This is a genomic window from Nakamurella endophytica, assembly GCF_014646215.1.
Lineage (GTDB): Bacteria > Actinomycetota > Actinomycetes > Mycobacteriales > Nakamurellaceae > Nakamurella > Nakamurella endophytica.
The window spans coordinates 40,280-65,448 of sequence record NZ_BMNA01000018.1 but is presented as its reverse complement, the minus strand read 5'-3'; the positions used below and the strand labels follow the sequence as shown (position 1 = coordinate 65,448).

The following is a 25,169-nucleotide window of genomic DNA, read 5'->3' as shown; positions in this document are numbered from 1 at the left end:
ACACCGCAATCGGGAACCAGGCCCCGGTCACCCGCTTAACCAACCTGTCCGGTCAGTACATCTAGGCACAGCCCGGGTCAGTACGGACGCCATGTGAGCGCGCAACCGTCCGGAGGTGAAACTCCCCGGACCGGGCGGCTGGGTTGATCGCCAGCCACAGATCTTCCCCCGAAACTGATAGGCGGAGGGTCGACCCTCTGTCATACACCCGACCCGGCCCGGCCCGCCGGGATGCACCGATGCACGGTGCGACGACGCCCCCTCGTTCTGACCTCACGGTCGGGACGAGGGGGCGTCTTGGCGTTTCAGGACTGGCGCGCCGCCACTCCGTCGCGGTGTTCCTCCGTGGCGAGGTGCGCTTCGTACTGGGACTGGCTGAACGTCTCGCGCCAACGTCGGCCGCACCCACACTCGAAGATCGACACGCTGTTCCGTAGGCGCTCCATGAATGCCCTGTCGAGCGTGACGCCGACGTTGGCGCGATCGGCCAAGTCGGAGCCGCCATCCGGCTTCGACGTCGGCAGGAAGGTTTGACTCATGCTGCGTATCCTCCCACGTCCTCGGGCACGGTCGAGGCGGGGGCGTTCTCGCGTTACAGGGTTTAGGGCGCTTTACAGGGATCGGCTAAATCTGCCGTCGTCCCCGCGTGTGTCCCCGCTGCCGCCGGCACAGACACTGCCCATCCGCCAGCACCCGCACCGCCGCGGCCGGAAGCTGCTCGAGCGACGCCTGCGGGTACTCGTTCCGCGCGCGACCGATCGCCGCCGCCCAACAGATCCGCGAGTGCTCCGCAGGCTTCGCGGCCAGCCACACACCACGGTCGTCGCCGTCGCCCGACGGGGCCAGCAATCCCCCCACGCAACATGGCAGGACCGTAGCGGGCAGGGACGACATTTGTCCTTGACGAGCACGCCGCCGGGAGAATGCAACCCAACGGGACGATCAGGACAACAGTCAGGCGGCAGCGTCCATCGGTTCGTCGAGACACGCCAGAATCCTCCCGACGGCTGCGTCCAGCTTGAGCCCTCGCTGGTGCCGCTCCGCCCACACCCCCACGACGGCTCCGACGCCGACGAGCAGTGCACAAGCACCCCAGATGGCAAGGATCCAGACGACGATCATCGGGACGAACACAGACCGTCGCGGACCTCGAGCAACGCCCTGTACGCCGCCCACAGGCGGTCACCCTCCGGCGTTCCACGCCCCCGCGCGCCGTTGTCCGGCAGCAAGTCAATGAAGGCGGCCGCGGCAGACAAAGCCTCCTCCACGGCAACGGTCAACCCATCCAGCACTACTGTTCCCACTGGTCGCTCCTTCCTGAGCGGCTGTAGTGCCCCCGCGTCGGTGGCCGCCGGCGCGGGGGTCTTCCTTGTTAGGCGTCGGCCGAGTTGCAGGCCTGCACTGCCGACGTGGTGGACTTGATGTACTTGATCAGCGCATCGACGCCATCGTTCAAACGCAGCGCCTCAAGAGAGGTGGCCGTGTCCTCGGCGTTCGCGGCAACCCCCTCCCACGCCTTCTTAAGCTGCGCGTTGTCGAACCGCTGGGCAAAGCTCTTCGTCGCAGCGCCGGCGAGTGCGATCCCACGGCCCAGCCCGATGACCTGATCGTCGGAGTAGTTGCTGACGTCGTCGTCGAACGTGTCCAGGTGGTAGATCTTCGCTAGCTGCGTGTACAGCCCCGACTCCTGTGCGCACGTCACCACGTCCGTGGGCATGCCCGCCGCTCCGGTTGGCTTGGCGGTCTCCGTCGTCGTTTCGGTATCCGTGACCGTCGGCGGAACCGCGGTGTACGTCGCCGTCTCCGTCGTCGTCGTGGACAGAGTTGTCGTGGCCGTAGCCGTCGATGTCACCGTCTGGGCCGCCGGCGCTTCCCCCGCCCCACACCCCGTGACGAACAACGCGGCCGACACGGCAACGGCGGCAACCGCAAGACGAACCTTCAACTCAACCCCCACTTGTCCGATCTGTGTAGAAGGAGAGGGTAGGGCGGCGGCGGGTGATACGGCAGGGGGTTCCGCCGATCGGGTGGAGTTCTTCGGCGCAGGTCAGGGGCGCTGCCAGTTGGCTGGCTGTTGGCTGGACGCTCCAACAGACACCAACGACCAGCACAAACGTCCCGCCAACGCGAGCCAACGCAAGCCGTGACAGACGGCTATTACCGCAGGTCAGAGTAGGTAAAGCGGACGAGTCGGTCTGTAAGCCGGGTTCTGTTCCCGGGCGCCTCTCGGCACTCCCGTTCGGCGACCATCCATCTCGGTGTGCCGTCACCGGCACACTCCAGCGGTCCACCCGCAGGCTCGGGCGGGCAGCCCTCGAACGCCTGCGCACGCCGGTCTCGCGACCGGCGCTCTCGACCTTGCTCCGGGTGGGGTTTACCGAGCCGCCCCGGTCACCCGGGGCGCTGGTGGTCTCTTACACCACCGTTTCACCCTGACCTCCGCCGCCGGAGTGGCGGAGGCGGTCTGTTCTCTGTGGCACTGTCCCGCGGCTCGCGCCGGGTTGCCGTTGGCAACCACCCTGCCCTGTGGAGCCCGGACTTTCCTCGGCGACCCGGACCGCACACCAGGTGCGTCCCGGGCCGACGCGGCCGCCCGACCGACTCGTCCAGCACGCCAGTCTAGTGCCGTATCGTCCGCTGCCGTGACCGCCGGATGAGCACCCACCGGCCCGGCGGCCCGGTAGCCGGCCGCGCCCGACGCGGGAGGCCACACCGGTGAGCGCGGTCCCGGCGACCGTCCTCGGCACCGCGCTACTGCTGGCGGTGTTGGCCTTCGCCGTCGTCCGCCCGCGTGGCCTACCCGAGGCGACGGCGGCCGTCCCAGCGGCACTGCTCGCGCTGCTGCTCGGGCTGCTGTCCTGGTCGCAGGCCGGGCAGACGCTCGAGCGACTCGGATCCACCATCGGCTTCCTGGCCGCCGTGCTGGTCCTCGCGCACCTGGCCGACGTGGACGGTGTCTTCCGCTGGATGGGGACCGTCATCGCGCGACGCAGCGGCGGGCGGCCACAGCGGTTGCTGGCGCTGGTCTTCGTCGTGGCCTCGCTGACCACGGCCGTGCTGTCCCTGGACGCCACCGTCGTGCTGCTGACGCCGGTCGTGCTGGCCACCGTCCGCCAGCTCGGCGCGCGGCCCGCTCCCCCGCTGTACGCGACCGCGCACCTGTCGAACACCGCCTCGCTGCTGCTGCCGGTGTCGAACCTGACCAACCTGCTGGCCTTCCAGGCGTCGGGGCTGGGGTTCCTCGGATTCGCCGCCCTGATGGCCGGGCCGTGGGTGGCGGCCATCGCCGTCGAGTACCTGGTCACCCGGCTGTTCTTCCGGGGGCAGCTCCGGCCGGACGGCGCCACTGATGACGCCACGGCCGGCGCCACCGCCGGGACCGTCCGGACGCCCCCGCCGACGCCGGCGCCCCGCACGGCGCTGGCACTGCTGGCCGCCGTCCTGGTCGGCTTCGCGGTCGGCCCACTGGTCGGCGTCGAGCCGGCGGTGGTGGCCGGCGTCGGCGCGGTGGTGATGGCCGTCCGCGGCATCGCCGCCCACCGGGTGTCCGCCGCGGCCGTCGTCCGCGAGGCCAACCCCCTGTTCCTGGTCTTCGTGGCCGCGCTGGGCATCGTGGTGGACGCCGCCACCGGGCACGGCCTGCAGGACGCGCTGGCCCGTGCCCTGCCGTCCACCGTGACGCTCCCGTCGCTGCTGCTCGTCGCCGCGATCGCCGCCGTGCTGGCCAACGTCGTCAACAACCTGCCGGCCACCCTGGTGCTGCTGGCCGCCCTGGGGGCGGGGAGCCCACCCGCACTGGTGCTCGCGGTGCTGATCGGGGTCAACGTCGGCCCCAACCTGACCTACACCGGGTCGCTGGCCACCCTGCTCTGGCGGCGCGTGCTGGCCAGGGACCGGCTCACCGTGTCGCTGGGCCGGTTCACCCGGTTCGGGCTCGCCACCGTCCCGCTCTGCCTGGTCGTCGCGACCGTGGCGTTGTGGCTGGTGAGCCCGCGGTGAGCCGTCCTGCGACACCGCCGGACCGGCGACGGCGGATCGGCCCGCCGCCACCGGACGTCAGCCGGGCAGGTGCCCGGCCTCGTTGACCGCCCACACCGTGGTGGCCCCGTCCGGGTCCACCGAGTAGCCCGACAGCGACCCGGTGTCGACCCGCAGCCGGTAGGCGACGTCCGGTGGCACGCCGAGCGCCTCGGTGACCACCATCTTGGCGACGGCGGCGTGCGTCACCAGGACCACGACGCGGCCCGAGTGACGGGCTCGGATGCGCTCCTGCACGGTCCGCACCCGGTCCCGGATCTGGATGAACGACTCGCCGCCCGGCGGCGTCGCCGCCACGTCCGAACGCCAGCGGGCGAACTGCTCGGGCCAGCCCGCCTCGATCTGGCCCACGGTCAACCCGGTCCACTCGCCGAGGGCGCCGTCGAGCAGCGCGTCCACCGGTTCGACCGGGATGCCCCGCACCCGGGCGACGGCGTCGGCGGTCGCCCGGCACCGCTGCAACGGCGAGGTGAGCACCAGGTCCGGCTGCAGGGCGGCGATCCGGGCGGCCACGGCGTGCGCCTGCCGGACCCCGTTGGCCGTCAACGGGACGTCCTCGCGCCCGGCGAACCGCCCGCGCACGCTCCAGGTCGTCTCGCCGTGCCGGACCACCAGCACGACGGTGTCGGAGACCGCCGCCCGTTCCGGGCGTCCGGCCGCCGGGTCCGACCGCCGTCCGGTCGTCGAGGCACCGTCGGTCGTCCCGGCGGTCTCCGTGTCGGTGCGGCCCGCCGCATGGGCGGTGGCACCCGCGCCCGGCCCGACGGAGGTGTCGCCCGCGGCGTCCCGGCCGTCCGGGACCGCGGCGCCGGCAGCGTCCGCGGCATCCGGGACGTCGTCGGTCGGCCCGGTGCTGCGCACCCAGGTCCGCCCCTGCGCGGCGGCGTCCATGGCCTCGTTGGCGAGCCGGTCGGCGTGGGCGTTCCGGGCCCGGGGCACCCAGTCGAACGTCACGTCGTCGAACAGGCCGACCAGGTGCGACGCGCGCCGGGCCAGCGGCTTCATGTCCGGGTGCTTGACCTGCCAGCGCCCGGACATCTGCTCGACGACCAGCTTGGAGTCCATTCGCACGGCGACGGTGTGGGCCCCTAGCTCGGCGGCGGCCTCGAGCCCGGCGATCAGGCCGGAGTACTCGGCGACGTTGTTCGTGGCCCGCCCGAGCGAGGCCGCCCGTTCGGCGAGGACCGTCGTGCCGTCGGCGTCGAAGACGACCGTCCCGTAGCCGGCCGGACCGGGGTTGCCCCTCGAGCCGCCGTCGGCGTACAGGGTGACCGCGGTGACGCCGGAGCCGGCCCCGTCGTCCTGGTCCGACAGCGGCAGCTGCCCGGCGTCCGCGGTGGTCCGCTCCGGGCTCACGTGCGGACCAGGATGGCGCCGCACTCCGGGCAGCGGAGCACGTCGTCCACCGGGGCGTTGCGCAGCCGGGCCAGCTCGACGTTGTCCAACTGCATGCTGCACGCCTCGCACCGGCTGCCCCGCAGCTCGCCGGCCGCGACCCGGCCACCGGCGTGGATGCGGTCGTAGAGGGTGACCAGGTCGGCGGGCAGCCCGGTGACCAGCGCGGCCCTGGCCGCCGACAGCCGGTCCCGCTCGACGGAGAGGTCGGCCAGCGCGTCGTCCCGCCGCGTCCGCGCCGCCGTCAACCCGCCGGTGACCTCGTCGACCCGGGACGCCAGCCGGGCGACCGCGGCCTCCGCCGTCTCGCGCTGTTCCATCAGCTCGAGTTCCTCGTCCTCCAGCACGCCCTGCCGGCGCGCCAGCGACTCGATCTCGTGCTGCAGGTTCTCCAGTTCCCGCGACGTGCCGGAGCCGGCGGCGAGCCGGGCGGCGTCCCGGTCGGCGCGGGCCCGGACCTGCTCGACCTCGGCGTCCAGCTTCCGGGTGGCCCGGTCCAGGTCGCCGAGTTCCGCGTCGGCCAGCGCCTTGTCCGCCGCCACCGTGTCCAGCTCCGCCTCGGCCGCGGCGATCACCGCGAGCTCGGGGAGCGTCCGCGTGCGGTGCTCCACCGTGGACAGCGAGCGGTCGAGCGTCGCCAGCTCCAACAACCGCCGCTGCGCGAACGGGTCCGCCTTGGGCACCGCCACGCTCCTCTCCGCCAGGGTCCGGCGCTACGGCTGTCCCGGGGACGCCACCCGGAACGTCCACGGGTCGGTGCGCCGGACGGACACCGTCGTGCTGACGCTACCGTCCAGCGCCGCCTCGATCCGTGCGGCCGCGCGCCGCAGCCACGGCCACTCCCCCGCCCAGTGCGCGACGTCGACCAGGGCCGGACCGCCGGCGCCGGTCGGCACGTCGCCGGCGGTGTGGTGACCCAGGTCCGAGGAGAGGTAGACGTCCGCGCCGGAGCGGAGCACGTCCGGCAGGAACGAGCCGCCGGAGCCGCCGCAGACGGCCACCGTCGACACCGGCGCGTCCGGCTCGCCGCGCACCCGCAGGCCGGTCGCGGTGCCCGGCAGCAGCCGGGCGACCGTGCCGGCAAAGTCCCGCAGCGTGGTCGTCGCCGGGAGCCGGCCGATCCTGCCGGACCCGGTCGCTGCCGCGTCGACGGGTTGCAGGGCCAGCACGTCGAAGGCCGGTTCCTCGTACCGGTGCGCTGTCCGCAGCGCGGCAACCACCCGGTCGCGGGCCGATCGCGGCGCCACCATCTCGACCCGGACCTCGGGCACCCGTTCCAGGGAGCCCACCGTGCCGATGGCCGGGTGGGCGCCGGCCATCGGCCGGAACTGCCCGGTGCCGGGCGACGTCCAGGCCGCCTCCGCATAGTCGCCGATGGTGCCGGCCCCGGCGGCCGCCAGCGCCGACACCATGGCCGGGGCGTCGCCGTCGGGCACGAAGACGACGATCTTGTCGAGCGGTTCGCCGGCATCCGGCACCAGCGGCCGGACGTCGCGCAGCTCGAGCAGCTCCGCCAGCGCGTCGTTCACCCCGTCCCGGGCCTTGTCGGCGTTGGTGTGCGCGGCGAGGTGCGCGATCCCCGCCCGCTGCAGCCGGTGCACCACCCCCGCCGGGCCCGGGCCCGCCGCCACCGACCGCACGGCGCGGAACAGCAGCGGGTGGTGGGTGACCAGCAGCTGGGCGCCGACCTCGACGGCCTCCGCCGCCGTCACCGCGTCGGCGTCCACCGCCAGCAGCACCCTGTCGACCGGGTCGGCCGGGTCACCGCAGGTCAGGCCGATCCCGAGGTCCCAGTCCTCGGCGAGGGCGGGCGGGTAGGCGGCGTCGAGCACCCGGACCACGTCGGCGACCGTGGCGCGAGGATCCGGCACGGGCGACTCCCGGTGTCGAGCGGCGCGCGGTGCACGCGCACCGCGGGGCGGACGGCGGCCGGCCCTGGACCGAGATCATGCCCGCCGGCCCGGCGCGGGACACGCCGGGCGGCCGGGCGGCCGGCCAGGGACCAGGGCGGCCGGGCCGACGCCGGGGCGACCGGGCACGCACCCGTCCCGGCCCCGGCACGCGCCGGGACGCCCGGGTCGGCGCACCGGGGGGACAATGGCCCGGTGACCGCCGCCGACCGCACCCAGGGCGACGACCGCCTGCACGTCTGCATCGTCTGCACCGGCAACATCTGCCGGTCGCCCATCGCCGAGCAGATGCTCCGCACGGCGGTCGACGCGGCCGGGCTGTCCGACCGGGTGCGGGTGAGCAGCGCCGCGATCGGGCCGTGGCACGTCGGGCTGCCCGCCGACCCGCGGGCCGTGGCGGCACTGGCCCGCGCCGGGTACCCGGGCGAGCACGTCGCCCGGCAGGTGGACGAGGCACTGCTGGACGGCATCGACCTGGCGCTGGCGGCCGACCGGGGCCACCAACGGAAGCTGCGGCGGATGACGACCGATCCGGACAAGGTCCGTCTGCTGCGCAGCTTCGACCCGGCCGCCGACCACGACGACGTCCCGGACCCCTACTACGGCACCGACGCGGCCTTCGACGAGGTGGTCGCCATGACCGCCGCGGCCCTGCCCGGCATCCTGGCCGAGATCGAGCGCCGGCTGGCGCCGGCCGCCAGCGGGGGGCGCCGGTGACCGGCACGGCCGAGCTCGCCGGACCGGCGCGACCCGTCCGCACCGGCAGTCGCTGGGCGTTCCTGCGGCGACCGGGCTGGATCGGGGCGATCGTCGGAGCGCTGCTGTTCGCCGCCGCCTGCTGGCTGGTGCTGGCGCCGTGGCAGTTCGGCCGGCACACCGAACGCAGCGCCCAGAACAGCGACATCACGTCGGCGATGAGCGCCCCCGCGGAGCCGGTCGGCCGGTATCTGACCACCACGGCCGAGCCGGATCCGCGGATGACCTGGCACCAGGTCACCGCCACCGGCAGCTTCGACCCCGCCGGCCAGGCGCTGGTCCGCCTGCGGCAGGACCAGCAGGGCACCCCGGCGTCCGAGGTCGTCGTCCCGTTCCGGCTGACCGACGGCACGACCGTGATCGTCGACCGCGGGTACGTCGGGCAGAACGCGACCGACATCCCGCCCCCGCCGCAGGGAGAGGTCACCCTGACCGGCAGGGTGCAGCCCGACCAGCCGGACCCGCTGCACCGCCGGCCGATCACCGTCGACGGATCGCTCCAGGTCACCGGCATCGACGGCGCGGAACTGCAGCCCGCCGCGGCGGCCGCCGGCACCCTGCGGCAGGGCTTCGTCCAGCTGGTGCAGTCCTCCCCGGGCGCGCTCCGGGAGATCGGCGTGCCGCAGATCGACGACGGGCCCTACCTGTCCTACGCGCTGCAGTGGTGCGCGTTCGGCGGGATGGCCCTGCTGGCGATCGCCTACTTCGTCTGGCGGGAGGCGTTCGACCCGCGGGAGGCGGACGACCGGGACGCGGAGCCCGCCGGAGGGGCGGACGCCGGCCGGGAGGGTCCGACCGTTGCCGCCGGCGGTACGGGTGACCGGGCGGGCGCCGTCCCGGTGGGTGTGCCGGCCGACCCGGGCGATCCGGCCGGACGGGACACGGGCGGCGGGACGCGCGCGGCCGCGACCGCCACCTCGACCGCGGGACGGTCGCCGGACGGCGCGGGGGCCGGCCGGACGGGCGGACCGCGGGGGCGCCGCCGGTTCGACAAGTCCCAGCTGTACGACTGAGGTGACCGGCACCGGCCCGGCGATCGACTGGTCGGCGCGGGCCGACGACGCCGAGGCGGCCGTCGTCGGCCGGTCCGTGCGTCGGTTGTGGGCGCTGCCGGCGACCCGGCTCGGCGTCCCGCACCACCCAGCGCGGCCGGCCGACCGGCTGTTCCTGCGGTGGAACCTGTGGTGGCAGGCGCACCTGCTGGACGCCGCCGTCGAGGCCTGGCACCGCGCTCCGACGCGGCCCCGCGCCGCACGGATCCGCTGCCTGGTGCGCGGCGCCCGGCTGCGCAACGGCGGCGGGTGGGCGAACAGCTACCTCGACGACACCGCCTGGTGGGCGCTGGCACTCGAGCGGGCGTCGCGGCGGGCAGGCCCCACCGCGGGGTCGGCGACGCCCGCCGACCCCGCCCCGCTCGACCGGCAGACCGGTCGGCGCCGGTGGCGGACGGCCGGCGCCGCGGTCACCCGCGCGGCGGAGCGGTTCGACCGCGGCTGGCCGGACGACGAGCTCGGCGGGCTGCCGTGGCGGGACGGCGACGAGTTCCGCAACGCGCCGGCCAACGGACCCGCGGCGGTCCTGCTGGCCCGCACCGGACACCCGGCCGCCGCCCGACGGGTGGCCGACTGGATCCACCGCGAGCTCGTACGCCCGGACGGCCTCGTCGCGGACGGCATCCGGGCCGGCGAGCGGCGGGTCGAGACCACCGCCTACTCGTACGTGCAGGGAGTCGTGCTCGGCGCGGAGCTGGAACTGGTCCTGCGTGGGGACGCACCGGACCGGCTGCACCGGCTCGTCACCGCCGTCGACCGGCACCTCGCCCCGGACGGGGTGATCCCGGGACACGGCGGCGCGGACGCGGGACTGTTCGGCGGCATCCTGGCCCGCTACCTGGCCGACGTGACGCTCCGCCTGCCCGGCGACGCCCCGGCGGACCGCACCGCCCGCGCCACCGCCGGAGCACTGGTGCTCGGGTCGGCGGACGCCGCCTGGCGGCACCGCGGCACCGACCGCCATGGGCCGGTGTTCGGCGCGGACTGGACCCGGCCCGCCGGTACGGACCCCACGGCCGACGGTGACCTGTCCACGCAGCTGTCGGGCTGGCTGCTGACCGAGGCCGCCGCCGCCGTGACGGCCGGTGGTCCCGGGAGCCGTTGGGCCGGCGGTCCGCCGGTCGGCCCGGCGGACGTGGCCGCGCGCTGACGGCGCCGGTATCAGCCACCACCCCTCGGGCTCCTGCACGCACCGGCAGCCCGCCGGCTCGGTCCGTCCCGGAGGTGCCCGTGTCCCGATGGAACCGCCGGTGGGCCGTCGCCCTGCTCGCCGGGTGCTCGCTCGCCGTCACCGGGTGCGGCGGGAGCGGCGGCCCCGCGCTGCCCGCCGCCGCCGACGCGGGCCCCGGCGCGGACCTCGGCGCCGGCCCGGCCGGCGACGGCGACGGGTTCACCGAGTTCGGCGGCGACCCCACCGGGACGTCGTCGCTGCGGACGGTGCCGCTGGACATGCAGATCCGACTGGTCAACCTGTGGACCCCGGCCGGTGGCCACACCGGCCGGGCGGTCGACGTCTGGGTCGGCTCGCCCCGGTACGGCGGCAAGCGGCTGGCCACGGTGCCGTACGGCACTGCCGGCGCTTTCTTCGCGCCCGAGGTCCTCGATCCGCAGGGGCAGGGCGGCTCGGGTCCGCACGTGCCGTGGACCGTGGCCTTCTACGCCTCGGGCGGCACGTCGGACGACGACCTGCTGATGACCCAGGGCGAGACGTCGGCGCCAGGCCAGCGGTTGACGTTCCTGGCGCTGCCTCCCGATCCCGGTGGCCGCGGCATGAGCCTGCAGGTGTTCGCCGACCGCATCGGGTCCGACCCGAGCGGCGGCGGGTGGGACCGGCCGGACGTCCCGACCCCACCGGCGGGCGCGGCCGTTCTGGTGTTGAACGCCGCGGCGACGCAGCACTCCGGACCCGGCTCCGGCACCGGCCCGACCTACCGGCCCGGCGTCGACGGGCGGTGCCTGCCGGCCCTGGATCCCGACACCGGAGAGCCGGCCGACCTGGACGGCGGTGCGGCGCTGCTCGGCGGTACCAGCAGCCTGGCCTACGCCGTGCCGGCCGGTGCCACCGTGCGGCTGCACCGCACCGACGACCGGCCGGACACCGGGCCGGACGAGCAGTGCGGCGGCGGCGCGGTCGGCGCACCGGTCGACCCCGGCCCGGCGGCCGGCAGCCGCGCCTACGGCTTCGTCCACGGCGACGACCCGGCGGCTCCGCACGTGCTGCTCGTCCCGGCCGGCTGAGCCGCGGCGGTCGTCCGCCGGACGACGCACCGCACGGCGGTGGAGGACAGTGGTCGGCATGGGCATCTCTGCGGAGCGCAGGCGGCGGTACGACCGCGCCGGCCGAGACGAGAGCGCCGCCAGGCGCGACAGCGAGGCCGCCGAGCGCGATGGCCGCGCGCTCGCCCGGGATGCCGCCGCCACGGACCGCGACACTGCTGCGGACCGCCGGGACGAGCGGCGGCTGGACCGCATCGATCACCTGCGGGAGATGCTGACCGCCGCACTGGCCCACCGCACCGCTGACGTCGACTCGGCGGAACTCGCAGCGCCGGCCGGAGCGGCCGGCGAGGCGGACGAGGAACAGGCCGAGATCGACCGGCAGACCCGGCGCAGCGAACGCGAGCTGGCCGACGCGGTGGTCCGCGATGTCGGTGCGCTACGGGCCGAACTGGATCGACTGCACGAGGTGCAGCGACGCGACGCCGGGCGGGACCGGGCGGCCGCCGCGGCCGACCGCGCCCACAGCCAGGCCGACCGGGCCGCTGCCGGCCGGGATCGGATCGCTGCCGACGCCGACCGCCAGCAGTCCGCCGTCGACGAGGCCCGGTATCTCTAGCCGCCACGCCTCCGCAGGACGGCGCGGACTCCACGAGACGCCCCAGGACGAGCGCGACCCGGGAGGCCCGACGGCAGCCAAGCGCGCCCGGTCGGGCTACTCGCGGTCCGCGGCGCGCTGCAACACGCCGCGCTGACGCGCGTTGCGCCCGTGCTGCCGGTCCCGGTCGGCGGCCTGGCGGTCGTTCGCGGCGTCCGTGCGATCCTGGCCGGCCGCCAGCCGATCCCGCACGCCGGCGTCGAGATGTGCAGCGATGTGCCGCAGATCGCTCCGCTCGTGCCCGCGCTCGAACGCCATGGCCAGCGTGGACACGTACGCGCTGTCCATGAGCAGCTCGACGTCGCGCTGCAGCCGATCGACCGCAGGACCCGGGACACCGGGCAGCGACCGGACGTCGTCGAACAGCCGCCGCAGCTCGGCCTGCTGCTGCACGTGGGTGACCTGGGCGTCGACGCTGTCGGCGTCGTAGCCGTCGAGCCGGTCGTGCGCGGCGAGAGCGACGGCCACCGCCATGCGCTCTCGCTCCACGGCGATCACGTCACGGGTCGCCGCAGCAGCGTCACGCGCGGCAGCCAGCTCGTCCCTCCGGCGGCCGGCATCGTCACGACGCTCGGCCTGCGCGTCCTGCTGCTGGGCGTCGAGCCACCACGACGGCCGGGCGGCCGCCCGCTGTTCGAGCACGGAGTCCCCTCGACCCGGGGCCGATCCAGATTCCTCACCCATCGAATTCCTCCACCGGTTCTCGGACACGGCCACTGCCGCGCCCGGCACTCGGCCCGGTACCGAGAGACGCGGCGCTCGCGTGTCCGCCACTTCCGGCCGGCCGCGCGTGCGCTCGACCTACCGATTCCCGGGCAGCGGCACGAGCACACGTCAACGGGCACGACGGGCCGCCGGACCGGCCGCCGCGTCACCGATCCCCGGACGACCCTGCCCCGGGTCGGGCCGAGAACCGTTCGAACCGCGACCGTGCGGCACCACTACCCTCGCCCCGGTGAATGCCCTCGAAACCCGCGTGCGGGAGCTGCTGTCCGGCCCGCGACCGCTGCCCATCGTCCGCGCCGGCGACCCGGTGCTGCGGCGCCCGGCCGACCGCTACGACGGCGGCCTGCCCGACGAGGTCTGGGCAGAGCTGCTGGCGGCCATGCGAGAGAGCATGCTGGCAGCGCCCGGTGTCGGCCTGGCCGCGCCGCAGATCGGGCTCGGCATCGCGGTCGCCGTCGTCGAGGACGCCGCCGGCGTGCCGGCCGAGGTGGCGTCGGTCCGCGAGCGGGTGCCGGTGCCGTACCGGGTGATCGTCAATCCTCGCTACGAGGCGGTGGATCCTGGTGACACCGCGACCTTCTACGAGGGGTGCCTGTCGGTTCCCGGCTACCAGGCGGCGGTGACCCGGCCGCGCCGCGTCCGGCTGCGGGCCACCGACGAGCACGGCCGGGCGGTCGACGAGGAGGTCACCGGCTGGGCCGCCCGGATCGTCGCCCACGAGACCGACCACCTGGGCGGTGTGCTGTACCTGGACCGGGCCGAGACCCGCTCGCTGGCCGCCACCGAGCAGTACCTGGCCCGCTGGGCCGGCGAGCCGGCACCCGACCGGTCCCGCGCCGCCCTCGGCTGGTGACCGCTCGCGCGGTTCCGGGCGGCCGGTAGCGTCCACCCCGTGCGCGTCGGTGTCGTCATCCTCCCGCAGTTCCCCGTCGGCGAACTGCGGCGCCGCTGGGCCTCGCTCGAGGAGCGCGGCTTCGCCCACGGCTGGACCTACGACCACCTGGCCTGGCGGATGCTGGCGGACGAACCGTGGTACTCCACCACCATCACGCTGGCCGCGGCCGCGCAGGCGACGTCCCGGCTGCGGCTGGGCACCTGGGTGGCCTCGCCGAACTTCCGGCACCCGGTGACCTTCGCCAAGGACCTGCTGTCGCTGGACGACGTCTCCGGCGGGCGCATCGTCGCCGCGATCGGCGCCGGCGGGCTCGGCTGGGACTCGGCCGTGCTCGGCCGTCCCGACCTGCCGCCGCGGCAGCGGGTCGACCGGCTCGCCGAGTTCGTGGAGCTCACCGACCTGCTGCTGCGCCAGGGCGAGACAACCTGGCACGGCGAGTACTGGACCGCCGAGCGGGCCCGCATGCACCCGGCGGGGTCCCGGGAACGGATCGGGCTGGTCGTGGCCGGGAACGGCACCCGGTCGGTGCGGCTCGCCGCCCGTTACGACGGCTGGGCGACGATCGGGCCGCAGGGCCACGACGACACCGACAGCTGGTGGGCGGCCGTCGGCGAGCTCGTCGCCACGCACCGCACGGCTCGCGAGGCACAGGGTCTCGATCCGGACGGCGCGGACCGCTACGTCGACGCGGACTCGGTGCCGGGCTTCTCGATCGACCACCCCGGCGCCTTCGACGAGGTCGTCGACCAGGCACGGGGTCTGGGGTTCACCGACGTGATCGTGCACTGGCCGCGGCCGGCCGACGTCTACGTCGGCCGTGAGGAGTCGCTGGACCGCATCGCCGCCCGGCTCCACGACGGGATCTGGCAGGGCTGAGCCCGGGAACGCCGACGGGCGGCGGTCACCGTGGTGACCACCGCCCGTCGGGACCGTCCGGGTGCGCTACTTGTAGAGCACCGCCTGGATCTTCGGGTCGTTGATGTTGCTCTTGTCGTACCAGTAGAACCCGGTGTCGATGACCTTCGGCAGGGTCTGGCCCTCCAGGGCCGCCACGGCGGCGGCGACCGTCTGCTCACCGATCCCGACCGGGTTCTGGGTGATCGCGCCGAGCATCACACCGCTGTTGATGGCGTCGATCTGCGCCTGGCCGGAGTCGAAGCCGATCACCGTGATGCCCTTGACGCCGCTCTCCGTCACGCCCTTGACGACGCCGATCGCCGAGCCCTCGTTCGAGCCGTAGATGCCCTTGATGTCGGGGTTCGCCGCGATGATCGACTTGGCGATGTCGGCGGACTTGGCCTGGTCACCGCCGCCGTACTGCGGCTCCAGCAGCTGGATGCCGGGGGCGTTGGCCTTCATCCACTCGACGAAGCCGTCCCGCCGCTGGGTGCCGGACGCGCTGGTCTGGTCGTGGACGACCAGGGCCACCTTGCCCTTGCCGCCGAGGGCCTCCGACATGTGCTTGGCGGCCTCGGCCGCCGCCGCCTTGTTGTCGGTGGCCGCGGTGGTCAGCGGGATGTCGCTGTCGACGCCGGAGTCGAACGCGATGACCGGGATGTTCTGGTCCTTGGCCTGCTGCATCAGCGGGGCGGCGGCCTTGGAGTCCAGTGCCGCGAATCCGATGGCGGCCGGCTTCTTGGCGATGGCCTGGGTGAGCTCGTCGATCTGGATCTCGACGTCGGCCTCCGTGGGTGGGCCCTCGAAGGTGATGGTCACGCCGAGCTTGGCGGCCTCGGAGTCCGCACCGGCCTTGACGGCCTGCCAGAACTGGTGCTGGAAGCCCTTGGACACGATGGCGATCAACGGCTTGGTGCCGCCGGACATCGGCGTCGGGCTCGGCATGCCGGCCGCGGCGGACGAGCCGCTGCTGGACGACCCGGCGGACGCGCTGCCGGAGCCGGAGGACGCGCTGCCGGAGCCGGCCGAGGCGGTCTCGGAGCCGGCGGACGAGCCGACGCTGGACACGGCCGGCGCCGACGACGAGCTGGACGCGCTGCTGGAGGACGAGCTGCTGGCCGAGTCGCTGGCCTGGGCGCAGGCCCCGAGCAACAGGCCGGTGGCGGCCAGTGCGGCGACCGCACCGACCCTGGACGTGCGACTGCGCATGGGTGGTTCCCTTCTGGCGGTTGGTGGACTGCGTGGGGGTGGCCGTGGGCCCGGGCGCTGGTGGGCCCGGGCGGCGGTGGCCGCGGACGCGGCCGGGCGGGGTGCCGGTGACCGGCGGGGTCAGGCGGTTCGCTTGCGCGCCATGTCGGCGTACACGGCGCCGAGGATCACCAGGCCGAGGATGACGTTCTGCCACTCCTGCGGGATGGACATGATGCGCAGCCCGTTGTTGAGCACCGAGATGATCAGCGCGCCGATGATGGTGCCGACGATCGAGCCCTTGCCGCCGGTCAGCGACGTCCCGCCGATGACCACGGCGGCGATCGCCTGGAGCTCGTAGCCCTGCCCGGTGGCCGGCTGGGCACTGCCCAGCCGGGCGGAGATCATGATGCCGGCGATGCCGGTGAACAGGCCCGCGACCGTGTAGATGAGCACCTTCCACTTGCGGACGTTGATGCCGGAGAGGGCCGTGGCCTCCTCGTTGCTGCCGATCGAGAAGGTGTACCGGCCGAACAGCGTCCGGTTCAGCAGGATGGCGGCGAGCACGGCCAGCACGACGAGCACCAGCACCGCGTTCGGCACCCGCGGGATGATCTCCCCGGTGGAGATCTTCGAGAAGACCGGCAGCGCGCTGAAGTAGATGGGCGCGCTGCCCGAGATCACCAGGGCCAGGCCCTGCGCGATCAGCATCATGGCCAGGGTGGCGATGAACGGCGGCAGCTTGAGGAACGCGACGCTGCACCCGTTGACGAACCCGATCAGGCCGCCCACCAGCACGGTGAGCACCAGCCCGAGGCCCAGCGGCAGGTTCCAGTTGATCAGGAACGTGCCGGACATGACCGCGCAGAGCGTCATGCCGGTGCCGATGGACAGGTCGATGCCGCCGGTGATGATGACGAACGTGGTGCCGACGGCGAGCACGCCGATCACCACGGTGGAGAACAGGATCGCGGTGAAGTTCGAGAAGGTGCGGAAGTTCTCGTTCGCGACCGCGAAGAAGACGACGATGACGATCAGGCCCCCGAAGGCCAGCAGCTGCTGCAGCCGCCCGCGGATGTCCGTCCGCTTCTCGGCGGTGGTGGCGACCGGTGCCGTTGCTGTGCTCATCAGGCGTGGTCCTTCTCGACGGGCAGCTGGATACCCAGTTCAGCTGCGTCCTCTGGGTTCTCGTCCGGCCGCAGGGTGGCCAGATGCATGACGCTCTCCTGGTCGGCCTCGGCCGCGGACAGCTCCCCGGTCACCCGGCCCTCGCTCATCACCACGATCCGGTGCGACATGCGGAGCACCTCGGGCAGTTCCGAGGAGATCATGATGATCGACTTGCCCTCCTCGGCGAGCCGGTTGAGGAGCCGGTAGATCTCCTCCTTGGCGCCCACGTCGATGCCGCGGGTCGGCTCGTCGAAGATCAGGATGTCGCAGTCCTTGAGCAGCCACTTGGAGATGACGACCTTCTGCTGGTTGCCACCGGAGAGGTTCTTGGCCGTCTGGTTGATCGACGGCGTCCGGATCCGCAGCGACTCCACGTACTCCCGCGAGGCCGCCCGCATGGGGCGGTCCTTGACGAACCCGGCGGACGAGAACCGGTCGCCCAGCGAGCTGAGCCCGATGTTGGCGTTGACGGTCTGCGACAGCAGCAGGCCGAACTGCTTCCGGTCCTCGGACAGGTAGCCGATGCCCAGCGCGGCGGCGTCCGCCGGTGTGCGCACCGAGACCGGCTCGCCGCGCAACCGGACGGTCCCGGCGGTGACCGCGTCCGCGCCGACCAGCGCCCGGGCCACCTCCGTGCGTCCGGCGCCCATGAGGCCTGCCAGCCCGAGGATCTCGCCCTCGCGCAGCTCGAAGCTGACGTCCTTGAGCAGCGTGCGGGTGGACAGGCCCTCCACGGACAGCAGCACCGGCCGGTCCGGCCGGACGTTCTCCGGCCGCGCGTCGGTGTCGATCTCCCGGCCGACCATCCGCGAGATGACGTCGCCCATCGTGGACGTGGCCGTGTCCAGGGTGTCGACGTAGCGGCCGTCGCGGATCACGGTGATCCGGTCGCTGATCGCCTTGAGCTCGTCCATCTTGTGCGAGATGTAGATGACCCCGGTCTGCGGGGTGACGAAGCGACGGATCAGCGAGTGCAGCGTGGCGACCTCGGCGTCGTTGAGCGCCGCGGTCGGCTCGTCCATGATCAGGACGCGCGCGTCGTAGGACAGCGCCTTGGCGATCTCCACCATCTGCTGCTTGGCCACCGTCAGGGTGCCGACCAGCTGCCGCGGATCGAGCGGCAGCTCCAGCCGGCGCAACAGCTCGCCGGCCTTGCGGTTCAGGGCGCGGTCGGACAGGAAGAAGCCACCGCTGCGGGGCTCCCGGCCGATGAAGATGTTCTGCGCCACGGTCAGGTCCGGCATCAGGTTGAACTCCTGATGGATGATCGAGATGCCGGATTCCTGGGCGTGCTTGGGATCGGTCGGGGTGAACGGCCCACCCTCGAAGAAGAACTCGCCGCCGTCCGGCTGGTAGATCCCGGACAGCAGCTTCATCAGCGTCGACTTGCCGGCGCCGTTCTCGCCCACCAGGGCCAGCACCTCACCCGGCCGGAGCGTCAGGTGCATGTCCTGCAGCGCCTTGACACCCGGGAAGCCCTTCGAGACCCCGACGACCTCGAGCAGGTTCGTCGCCGTCGCCGCACCCGCCGCCGACCGTCCGGTCGGCGCGTCCAGCGGGACGCTCACCGCGAGCCACCACCCACCGGCGTGACCACTCCCTTGCGCAGCAACACGTTCCCGTACACGCGCGTCTCCCCCGTCCGCACCACCACAAAGGCCTCGGCGGCCGTCTCGTAGAACCTGAACCGGTCCAGGAACCGGGCGCCGTCGGCGTCGACCCCGGCCGCCGCCAGCAGCTCCTGCTGGACCTCGCCCACCGACCCGTCCGCCGTGGCCATCAGGTCCACCGCCGGCGCGCTGTCCAACGGCAGCACCGTGCACACCGCCTGCAGCAGCCGCGGGGTGCCGACGAGGGGGAGGTCGATCCACCGCCGACCGACCCGCGCCGCCGGGAAGTGCGCGTCGGCCAGCACGACGGCGTCGGAGTGGCCCATCGCATCGAGGTGGTGCAGCAGCTCACCACTCAACGCCGGGTCTATGCCGGTCAGCATCGTCGCCTCCGTAGAAATCGGTTTCAGCACCATAGAGCCGCGCCCGGTCGCCGTCAACAGATCCGGCGGCGACCACTTCGCACGGCGAAACGTGCAGTGCAGCAGCGGAAGCGGCCGTCCGCAGCGACGCGGACCGGCACGTGCCGCTTCCCGTGCGGCCGCCCCGGGGGTACCGGTCGGAAATCGATATCAAGCTGTCACCGGACCCCGCCGGCCCGTACGCTGGCGCGATGCCGACGATCTACGAGGTGGCGTCGCTGGCCGGCGTGTCGCCGGCGACCGTCTCCCGCGTCATCAACGGCCTCCCGGTCAGCGGCGCCTACGCCGAGCGGGTGCGGGCCGCCGCGACCAAGCTGAACTTCACCCCGAACCCGACGGCCCGCCGGTTGCGCCGCCGCTCGTCCCAGGTCCTCGCGCTGATCATCCCCACGATCGAGAACCCGTTCTTCACCTCGCTCGCCCGCGGCGTCGAGGACGTCGCGCAGGGGGCCGGGTACAGTTTGGTGCTGTGCGACTCCGACGAGCGCCACGACAAGGAGTCCACCTACCTGGACGTCGCGCTCGCCGAGCACATGGCGGGCGTCGTGCTGGTGCCGGCGACCAACCATCCGAGGCTGGCCCGGCTGCTGGAGCGCCGGACCCCGGTGGTGTCGGTGGACCGCTCGATCCGCGGCACCGAGGTCGACTCCGTGCTGCTGGACAACCGCGAGGTCGCCCGGTCGGCCACCGAGCGGCTCTACGCCCGGGGCTTCCGCCGCGTCGGCTGCATCACCGGGCCCCGCGAGACCGAGACGGCACAGCAGCGCGCCGACGGCTGGCGGGAGGTGTTCTCCCGGCACCATCCCCGCACGGATCCCGAGCGGTACCTGCGGCACGCCGACTTCCGGGTGGCCGGCGGCCGGGACGCCATGGCGTCGCTGCTGACGACGCGGCGCCGCCCGGACGCCGTGGTGGTCACCAACAACTCGATGACCGTCGGCGCGCTGGAGACCCTGCAGCGGGAGCGGATCTCGCCCGCCGAGATGGGCCTGGCATGCCTGGGCGACCTGCCCTACTCGGTGCTGCAGCGCGCCGGCGTCGAGGTGCTGCCGCTGCCGGCACGCAGCCTCGGTGCCGCGGCCGCCCGGCTGCTGCTGGACCGGATCGGCGGCGCCGAGGGTCCGGCGCAGCGCATCGTGCTGCCCATCGGAGGCGGCCCGGCGATACCGGACAGGTGAGCCCGCGCGGCTGGGAAGCGGTGCCCCGGTACCGACCTCGCCGGCGGGCGGCGAGGCGTCCAGCGCCCCGCGCGACGCGACACCGGAGGGCGCCAGCGCGGCCGGCGACTCGCGCCGCCGCCGTCTTGACCGAGAAATCGATTCCTGCGAAGCTGCGGCGACGCATCCGCAGCGGCGGCCGGCACCGGCCGGACCCGCTCCCGGCCGCGCCGCCGCGCTCCCCGGGCCCGGCGTCCCGGCGCCGTCCTGCGGTGGACGAGGGCGCCCGGCCGCGGTCGGAGCCCGCAGCCGCCCCGAAAGAGGAGAGACATGTCCGGCTACGCACTCCCCGCCGTCCTGGACCGGCCCGCGCCGGAGGACGGTGTCGTCTACACCGTGGCCAGCGGCGACCTGCGCGCGTCGGCGAACGTCACCTGCTGGCCGACCCAGGCCCAGCTCGAGGCGGACCTGACGGCCGCGCTGGCGGACCTGGGCGCGACGGTGCGGCGCGGACACGACGTCGACCCGGCCGCCGGGCACGGGTTCATCGACAGCCAGCGGGCCGGCATCGAGGTTTTCAAGAAGATCCCGCGGGACGCGCCGCTGATCGTCGTCGAGGCCGTCTGGCAGTACAGCCACCACGTCCTCGCCGGCCTGCGCAGCCACCGCGGGCCGATCCTGCTGGTCGCCAACTTCAGCGGCGAGTTCCCCGGCCTGGTGGGCCTGCTCAACCTGGCCGGCAGCCTGACCAAGGCCGGCGTCCGGTACTCGACCCTGTGGAGCCCGGACTTCACCGACGAGTGGGCGAGGGAGAAGCTGCGCACCTGGCTGGACACCGGCGAGATCGTCCACGACACGTCCCACGTCCGCGACCTGCCCGAGCTGCCGGACACCGCGGAGACCGAGCTCGGCCGGGCGCTGGCCCGTCAGCTCGTCGACGAGAAGGCGATCATCGGCGTCTTCGACGAGGGCTGCATGGGCATGTACAACGCGATCATCGACGACGAGCTGCTGAACCCGATCGGCATCTACAAGGAGCGGCTGTCGCAGAGCGCGCTGGTCGTCGAGATGCAGAAGGTCACCGACGCGGAGGCGCAGGCCGTCCGGGACTGGCTCGACGAGCGCGGGATGACCTTCCACACCGGGACCGACGAGGCCACCGAGCTGACCGACGCGCAGCTGCTGAGCCAGTTCCGGATGTACATCGCGGCGCTGCGGATCGCCGACACGTTCGGCCTGGACGCCGTCGGCATCCAGTACCAGCAGGGACTCAAGGACGTCGTGCCGGCGAGCGACCTGGCGGAGGGGCTGCTGAACAACGTCGAGCGGCCGCCGGTCACCGAGCGCGGCGGCAACCGCGAGCTGTACGCGGGTGCGCCGCTCCCGCACTTCAACGAGGTGGACGAAGGCGTCGCCGTCGACCTGATGGTCACCAACCGGATCTGGACCGCGATGGGGCTGGACCCGGCCAGCACGCTGCACGACGTGCGCTGGGGCGACACCTGGGGCTCGGACTTCGTCTGGGTGTTCGAGATCTCCGGCTCCGCCCCGGCCGCGCACCACGGCGGCTACGACAGGTCGTACAGCATGCGGCAGCCGCCGATGTTCTTCCCGCTCGGCGGCGGCACGCTCTCCGGCGTCGCGCGGCCCGGGGAGATCGTCTGGTCGCGGGTGTTCGTGATGGACGGCGCGCTGCACGTCGACCTGGGCCGGGCGACGGTCGTCGAGCTCCCGGAGGAGGAGACCCGGCGCCGGCTCGAGGCGACCAACCCGCAGTGGCCGATCATGCACGCCGTCCTGCACGGCGTCGGCCGGGACGCCTTGATGGCCCGGCACAAGGCCAATCACGCCACCGTGGTGTACGCCCCGGACGCCGAGACCGCCGACAAGGCGCTCCAGGCCAAGGCTGCCATGTTCGCCGAGCTGGGCGTCGCCGTGCACCTGTGCGGGGACGTCCGGCTCTGACACAGGTGGCCGGTCCCCGGGGCGTCGGGGACCGGCCACCGCCCCGCCGCGCGGGACGGCGCACCCCGATCGGGTCGGGCCGGGTCAGCGGCCGGGTTGGATCCCGCGGTGCCGCACCGGCGGCGGCGCGTCGACCAGGCCGAGCAGCACGGACAGCGCCACGGCGACCAGCACCAGGCCGCACGCCCCGGTGACCCACGGCCCCGGGCCCGGCGAGCCCTCCCCCGACTGCAGGATCCCGACCGGGTCCGGTGACAGCACCCGCAGCACCGCGACCCCGAGGGCGACCAGTCCGCACAGCGCCAGCAGCGCCGCCGTCACCCGGTGCGGGTGGCGGCCGCCGGGAGCCAGCGCCAGCACGATCCCGGCGACGGCGGCGACCGCTCCGGCGAGGACCGGCAGCAGTCCGGGGCGGTAGCTGGCGTACCCGGCGAGGAAGTCGTTGATGTTCTGGCCGCTCAGCTGCGCCCCGCCGGTCACCGCACCCCAGCCCGCCACCGACGTCGTCCCGCCGGCACCGTCCGGGAGCGTCAGCCACGCCAGGAACGACGCCGACACGCACGCCACCCCGGCGACCACGGCGACCGCGCCGAGCAGCCGGCGCCGGCGCAGGTGCGGCGGCGGTCGTCGGGTCATCGCCACGTCGACTCCTCCCCGCTCGCGTCCCCGGCCGGCACCGGTCGGACACCCGCCGCCACCGGCCGGCACCGACGGTACCGGCGGCTACCCTCGCGCCATGTCCGCGATCCCCGGCCGGTCCGGCGGCCGCCCGGCACCCCCGGCGGTCGCGCTGCTGCTCGACCTCGACGGGACGCTGTACGACTCCGACCTGCCCGTGCTGGCGTACGCCCGGCACGTCACCGAGCACCTGGCACCCGATGCGGCGACGGCCGTGGTGGACGGCATCCGGGGTTTCCTGGAAGGCCGGTCGCTGGGCCTGTCCACGGCCGACCTGTCCGGCGCCGAGGACGGGTACCAGGCCGTCGAGCTGCTGGCGGCGGCAGCGGGCGTGCTGCCCGAGTCGGTGTCCCGCGCCTACCACGCCTCGCGGGCCGACCTGGCGTCGTCGGCGTGGGCGGTCCAGGCCCCGGCCGGCCTGGTGGAGCTGCTGGCCGAGCTGGGCGACCGGGCCCACGTCGCGGTCGTCACGAACGCACCGGCGACGGGCGTCGACGAGGTGCTGGAGGCCGTCCGGTTGCGACCGTGGGTGGACGAGGTGGTGACCGACGCCGGGAAGCCGGTCGCCATGCCGGCCCTGGTCGCCGGCCTGCTCGAGCGGCTGGGCGGCGACGCGGCGGCGGACCGGCTGCTCGCCGCGGGCGACCGGTGGTACTCCGACCTGGAACCCACCGCCCGGGCCGGCGGCGTCACGGCCTACGTCGACCGCTTCGGCCGCGGCGACGGCCGGCCGACCTGGCGGGCCGGCGACCTCACGGCCCTGGTCCCGGACATCGCCCGCTGGTGCCGGCAGCGCGCGGCCGCGCCGGCCGGGGGCCTCCGGTGATCGGCCCGGGACCGGTCACGCCGGACGGCATGCCGGCCGAGGAGCCGGTGCTCACGCTGGCACATCTGTCGGACACCCACCTCACCCCGCGCGGCGTGCCCTTCAACGGCCTGGACCCGGAGGCGGCGCTGGACCGGGCGCTCGCCGTCCTGCGCCGCGCCGGCGACGTGGGTCGCGGCCCGGACGTCGTGGTGGTGTCCGGGGACCTGACCGACACCGGCGATCCGGACGCCTACCGGCGGCTCGACGACCGGATCCGGCCGCTGGCGCCGCGGGTGGTCTACGCGACCGGCAACCACGACCTGCGGACCGTGTTCCACCGGGAGCTGCTCGGCGGAGCGGCCGCCGAGCGCACCGGGCCGGTGCTGCAGGTGCACCGGTTGCCGTGGTCCCGGATCGTCGTGCTCGACTCGACGGTGCCCGGCGGCGGCCACGGCCGGCTGGATCCCACCCACCTGGCGGAGCTGTCCGACGAGCTCGCCGCACCCTGGCCGGGCGGGACGGTGGTGGTCCTGCACCACGCCCCGCTCCCGCCGCCGTCGCCGCTGCAGACGTTCTTCGCGCTGGAGCGGGCATCGCGGTCCGCGCTGGCCCGGGTGCTCGCCGGCACCGACACCCGGATCGTGCTGGCCGGGCACCAGCACCTGGCCGCGTCCGGCACGCTGGCCGGCATCCCGGTCGCCGTCGCCGGGTCCACCGCCGTCCGCACGGACCCGCTTGCCGCCCCGGGTCACGAACGCAGCCACGCCGCGAGCAGCGTCAACCTGGTCCGGCTCTACGCCGACACGGTGACGGTGTCGGTGCTGCCCGTGGACGACGCCCCGGAGGTCTTCGACCTCGACCCCGCGGAGTGCGCGGCGGTGATCGCCCGGTACCCCGTCACACCCGGGCCAGCTGGGCCACCACCGGGAACGTCAGGCTGAGCCAGCACCCGGCGAGCAGGAACGGGCCGAACGGGATGGTCGAGCGGAGGGTGAGCCGGCGGGTGGCCAGCCCGGCCACCGCGACCACCGCCCCCAGGACGAAGGCCAGCACGACGCCCGCCGCCGCCTCGGCGACGCCGAGGTAGCCGGTCAGCAGACCGAGCGTCGGCACCAGCTTGACGTCGCCGCGACCCATGGACCGCGGCGAGATCCAGGCGATGCCGGCGAACACCGCCCACAGCGCCGCCGCCACGGCGGCGGCCCGCGGCAGCGAGCCCGAGCCCGGCGCCAGCACGTCGGTGAGCACCACCAGGGCGGCGGCGACGCCGATCGCGGGCAGCGTGATCGCGTCGGGCAGCCGGTGGTGCACGGCGTCGACCGGCGTCAGCGCCACCGCCAGCAGCCCGGCGAAGACGACCAGGCCGATCCGCGGCTGGCCGACCGCCACGGACACGCCGACCGCGGTGACCGCCGCTCCGGCCAGCTCGACCGGTCCCGGCCGCAACGCCATCCCGCGCGGGATGCTGCCGAGGACCATGCGCACGGCGGCGCCGCCGGCCGCTCCCCCGGCGGCGACCACGATCGCCAGGAGCACGGCCAGCACGCGGCCAGCGTCTCACGGCCGCCCGCGCCGGCCCGCCGTTGCGCACAGGCGCCGGATCCCGCGGGCCGCCGCGCCTGCGTCG

23 protein-coding genes, 1 other RNA gene and 2 pseudogenes are annotated in these 25,169 nt (G+C 74.3%); 12 read left to right on the top strand and 14 right to left on the bottom strand.

The genetic code is table 11. The annotated features are described in order from the left end of the window. Nucleotides 1-305: 305 nt before the first annotated feature. From IEY37_RS20825 to rnpB, 3 genes are all read right to left on the bottom strand, one after another. Nucleotides 306-539 carry a hypothetical protein gene (locus IEY37_RS20825; protein WP_188944851.1) on the bottom strand — a complete coding sequence of 78 codons (234 nt, stop codon included), beginning with the start codon at nucleotides 537-539 and terminating at the stop codon, nucleotides 306-308. Between the two features lie 833 nt (nucleotides 540-1,372). Continuing rightward, a complete protein-coding gene (locus IEY37_RS20820) occupies nucleotides 1,373-1,957 on the bottom strand; it encodes a hypothetical protein (RefSeq protein WP_188944850.1) in 585 nt (194 codons plus the stop codon). A gap of 225 nt (nucleotides 1,958-2,182) precedes the next feature. Next, nucleotides 2,183-2,605, bottom strand: an RNA gene (rnpB, locus tag IEY37_RS20815) — RNase P RNA component class A. Nucleotides 2,606-2,715: 110 nt separating this feature from the next. Here rnpB and IEY37_RS20810 point away from each other — a divergent pair. Beyond that, the gene (locus IEY37_RS20810) at nucleotides 2,716-3,999 is read left to right on the top strand and encodes an SLC13 family permease (protein WP_188944849.1); all 1,284 of its coding nucleotides are present in this window, start codon (nucleotides 2,716-2,718) and stop codon (nucleotides 3,997-3,999) included. A 57-nt stretch (nucleotides 4,000-4,056) separates the two neighbouring features. Here IEY37_RS20810 and IEY37_RS20805 read toward each other — a convergent pair whose 3' ends face one another. Genes IEY37_RS20805 through IEY37_RS20795 form a run of 3 tightly spaced genes read right to left on the bottom strand, consistent with a single transcriptional unit; the run spans nucleotide 4,057 to nucleotide 7,304 of the window. Beyond that, nucleotides 4,057-5,394 (bottom strand): bifunctional RNase H/acid phosphatase, encoded by a 1,338-nt coding sequence (locus IEY37_RS20805; RefSeq protein ID WP_229674730.1) that lies wholly within the window; start codon nucleotides 5,392-5,394, stop codon nucleotides 4,057-4,059. After that, nucleotides 5,391-6,122 carry a zinc ribbon domain-containing protein gene (locus tag IEY37_RS20800; RefSeq protein WP_229674729.1) on the bottom strand — a complete coding sequence of 244 codons (732 nt, stop codon included), beginning with the start codon at nucleotides 6,120-6,122 and terminating at the stop codon, nucleotides 5,391-5,393. The genes IEY37_RS20805 and IEY37_RS20800 overlap by 4 nt, the downstream gene beginning before the upstream one ends. 24 nt (nucleotides 6,123-6,146) lie before the next feature. After that, nucleotides 6,147-7,304, bottom strand: coding sequence for a Nif3-like dinuclear metal center hexameric protein (locus IEY37_RS20795; RefSeq protein ID WP_188944848.1), 1,158 nt, complete (start codon nucleotides 7,302-7,304; stop codon nucleotides 6,147-6,149). 234 nt (nucleotides 7,305-7,538) lie between these two features. Between IEY37_RS20795 and IEY37_RS20790 the strand changes: the two genes are divergently transcribed. The 5 genes from IEY37_RS20790 to IEY37_RS20770 all read left to right on the top strand — a co-directional run bounded on the left by IEY37_RS20790 (nucleotide 7,539) and on the right by IEY37_RS20770 (nucleotide 11,987). Beyond that, entirely contained in the window at nucleotides 7,539-8,060 is a 522-nt protein-coding gene (locus IEY37_RS20790; protein ID WP_229674728.1) for a low molecular weight protein-tyrosine-phosphatase, read from the top strand. Continuing rightward, nucleotides 8,057-9,112 carry an SURF1 family cytochrome oxidase biogenesis protein gene (locus IEY37_RS20785; protein WP_188944847.1) on the top strand — a complete coding sequence of 352 codons (1,056 nt, stop codon included), beginning with the start codon at nucleotides 8,057-8,059 and terminating at the stop codon, nucleotides 9,110-9,112. Before IEY37_RS20790 ends, IEY37_RS20785 begins: the two co-directional genes overlap by 4 nt. Nucleotide 9,113: 1 nt before the next feature. After that, nucleotides 9,114-10,301: a glycoside hydrolase family 76 protein gene (locus IEY37_RS20780; protein ID WP_229674727.1), complete on the top strand. Its 1,188-nt coding sequence runs from the start codon at nucleotides 9,114-9,116 to the stop codon at nucleotides 10,299-10,301. 80 nt (nucleotides 10,302-10,381) lie between these two features. Next, nucleotides 10,382-11,389 (top strand): hypothetical protein, encoded by a 1,008-nt coding sequence (locus IEY37_RS20775; RefSeq protein ID WP_188944846.1) that lies wholly within the window; start codon nucleotides 10,382-10,384, stop codon nucleotides 11,387-11,389. A 58-nt stretch (nucleotides 11,390-11,447) separates the two neighbouring features. Next, nucleotides 11,448-11,987, top strand: coding sequence for a hypothetical protein (locus tag IEY37_RS20770; protein WP_188944845.1), 540 nt, complete (start codon nucleotides 11,448-11,450; stop codon nucleotides 11,985-11,987). A gap of 96 nt (nucleotides 11,988-12,083) precedes the next feature. Here IEY37_RS20770 and IEY37_RS20765 read toward each other — a convergent pair whose 3' ends face one another. Beyond that, on the bottom strand, nucleotides 12,084-12,668 hold the full coding sequence (locus tag IEY37_RS20765; protein WP_229674726.1) for a hypothetical protein: 585 nt from the start codon (nucleotides 12,666-12,668) through the stop codon (nucleotides 12,084-12,086). Nucleotides 12,669-12,981: 313 nt separating this feature from the next. On the opposite strand from IEY37_RS20765, the gene IEY37_RS22390 reads away from it, so the two are divergent. Both IEY37_RS22390 and IEY37_RS20755 read left to right on the top strand, forming a co-directional pair. Further along, the gene (locus IEY37_RS22390; RefSeq protein WP_229674725.1) at nucleotides 12,982-13,605 is read left to right on the top strand and encodes a peptide deformylase; all 624 of its coding nucleotides are present in this window, start codon (nucleotides 12,982-12,984) and stop codon (nucleotides 13,603-13,605) included. Between the two features lie 39 nt (nucleotides 13,606-13,644). Next, complete coding sequence (locus IEY37_RS20755; protein ID WP_188944842.1) at nucleotides 13,645-14,523, top strand: LLM class flavin-dependent oxidoreductase; 879 nt, start codon at nucleotides 13,645-13,647, stop codon at nucleotides 14,521-14,523. Nucleotides 14,524-14,589: 66 nt separating this feature from the next. Here IEY37_RS20755 and IEY37_RS20750 read toward each other — a convergent pair whose 3' ends face one another. From IEY37_RS20750 to IEY37_RS20735, 5 genes and pseudogenes are all read right to left on the bottom strand, one after another. After that, the gene (locus tag IEY37_RS20750) at nucleotides 14,590-15,489 is read right to left on the bottom strand and encodes an ABC transporter substrate-binding protein (RefSeq protein ID WP_188944858.1); all 900 of its coding nucleotides are present in this window, start codon (nucleotides 15,487-15,489) and stop codon (nucleotides 14,590-14,592) included. Between the two features lie 384 nt (nucleotides 15,490-15,873). Continuing rightward, a complete protein-coding gene (locus IEY37_RS20745; RefSeq protein ID WP_188944841.1) occupies nucleotides 15,874-16,860 on the bottom strand; it encodes an ABC transporter permease in 987 nt (328 codons plus the stop codon). Next, a pseudogene (locus IEY37_RS22960) lies at nucleotides 16,860-17,597 on the bottom strand (ATP-binding cassette domain-containing protein); the annotation flags it as partial. The pseudogene IEY37_RS22960 and the gene IEY37_RS20745, both read right to left, overlap by 1 nt. Nucleotides 17,598-17,918: 321 nt before the next feature. After that, nucleotides 17,919-18,470, bottom strand: a pseudogene (locus tag IEY37_RS22955) (ATP-binding cassette domain-containing protein); the annotation flags it as partial. Next, complete coding sequence (locus IEY37_RS20735; protein WP_188944840.1) at nucleotides 18,467-18,895, bottom strand: RbsD/FucU family protein; 429 nt, start codon at nucleotides 18,893-18,895, stop codon at nucleotides 18,467-18,469. The pseudogene IEY37_RS22955 and the gene IEY37_RS20735, both read right to left, overlap by 4 nt. Nucleotides 18,896-19,125: 230 nt before the next feature. On the opposite strand from IEY37_RS20735, the gene IEY37_RS20730 reads away from it, so the two are divergent. Together IEY37_RS20730 and IEY37_RS20725 are read left to right on the top strand one after the other, a co-directional pair. Further along, nucleotides 19,126-20,112: a LacI family DNA-binding transcriptional regulator gene (locus IEY37_RS20730; RefSeq protein WP_188944839.1), complete on the top strand. Its 987-nt coding sequence runs from the start codon at nucleotides 19,126-19,128 to the stop codon at nucleotides 20,110-20,112. A gap of 309 nt (nucleotides 20,113-20,421) precedes the next feature. Continuing rightward, nucleotides 20,422-22,056 carry a fucose isomerase gene (locus tag IEY37_RS20725; RefSeq protein WP_188944838.1) on the top strand — a complete coding sequence of 545 codons (1,635 nt, stop codon included), beginning with the start codon at nucleotides 20,422-20,424 and terminating at the stop codon, nucleotides 22,054-22,056. 84 nt (nucleotides 22,057-22,140) lie between these two features. Here IEY37_RS20725 and IEY37_RS20720 read toward each other — a convergent pair whose 3' ends face one another. Further along, complete coding sequence (locus tag IEY37_RS20720) at nucleotides 22,141-22,692, bottom strand: hypothetical protein (RefSeq protein WP_188944837.1); 552 nt, start codon at nucleotides 22,690-22,692, stop codon at nucleotides 22,141-22,143. A gap of 100 nt (nucleotides 22,693-22,792) precedes the next feature. Between IEY37_RS20720 and IEY37_RS20715 the strand changes: the two genes are divergently transcribed. Both IEY37_RS20715 and IEY37_RS20710 read left to right on the top strand, forming a co-directional pair. After that, the gene (locus tag IEY37_RS20715) at nucleotides 22,793-23,560 is read left to right on the top strand and encodes an HAD family hydrolase (protein ID WP_188944836.1); all 768 of its coding nucleotides are present in this window, start codon (nucleotides 22,793-22,795) and stop codon (nucleotides 23,558-23,560) included. Further along, on the top strand, nucleotides 23,557-24,483 hold the full coding sequence (locus tag IEY37_RS20710) for a metallophosphoesterase family protein (RefSeq protein ID WP_229674722.1): 927 nt from the start codon (nucleotides 23,557-23,559) through the stop codon (nucleotides 24,481-24,483). The genes IEY37_RS20715 and IEY37_RS20710 overlap by 4 nt, the downstream gene beginning before the upstream one ends. On the opposite strand, the gene IEY37_RS20705 is transcribed toward IEY37_RS20710, so the two are convergent. Continuing rightward, nucleotides 24,440-25,087 carry a prepilin peptidase gene (locus tag IEY37_RS20705; protein WP_188944834.1) on the bottom strand — a complete coding sequence of 216 codons (648 nt, stop codon included), beginning with the start codon at nucleotides 25,085-25,087 and terminating at the stop codon, nucleotides 24,440-24,442. The two genes, IEY37_RS20710 and IEY37_RS20705, sit on opposite strands and share 44 nt — an antisense overlap. Nucleotides 25,088-25,169: the final 82 nt, after the last annotated feature.

Coding starts and splice junctions, on each gene's coding strand:
- IEY37_RS20825 (WP_188944851.1), bottom strand. CDS start 539: ATGAGTCAAACCTTCCTGCCGACGTCGAAGCCGGATGGCGGCTCCGAC.
- IEY37_RS20770 (WP_188944845.1), top strand. CDS start 11,448: ATGGGCATCTCTGCGGAGCGCAGGCGGCGGTACGACCGCGCCGGCCGA.
- IEY37_RS20750 (WP_188944858.1), bottom strand. CDS start 15,489: ATGCCGAGCCCGACGCCGATGTCCGGCGGCACCAAGCCGTTGATCGCC.
- IEY37_RS20745 (WP_188944841.1), bottom strand. CDS start 16,860: ATGAGCACAGCAACGGCACCGGTCGCCACCACCGCCGAGAAGCGGACG.
- IEY37_RS20735 (WP_188944840.1), bottom strand. CDS start 18,895: ATGCTGACCGGCATAGACCCGGCGTTGAGTGGTGAGCTGCTGCACCAC.
- IEY37_RS20730 (WP_188944839.1), top strand. CDS start 19,126: ATGCCGACGATCTACGAGGTGGCGTCGCTGGCCGGCGTGTCGCCGGCG.
- IEY37_RS20725 (WP_188944838.1), top strand. CDS start 20,422: ATGTCCGGCTACGCACTCCCCGCCGTCCTGGACCGGCCCGCGCCGGAG.
- IEY37_RS20720 (WP_188944837.1), bottom strand. CDS start 22,692: ATGACCCGACGACCGCCGCCGCACCTGCGCCGGCGCCGGCTGCTCGGC.
- IEY37_RS20715 (WP_188944836.1), top strand. CDS start 22,793: ATGTCCGCGATCCCCGGCCGGTCCGGCGGCCGCCCGGCACCCCCGGCG.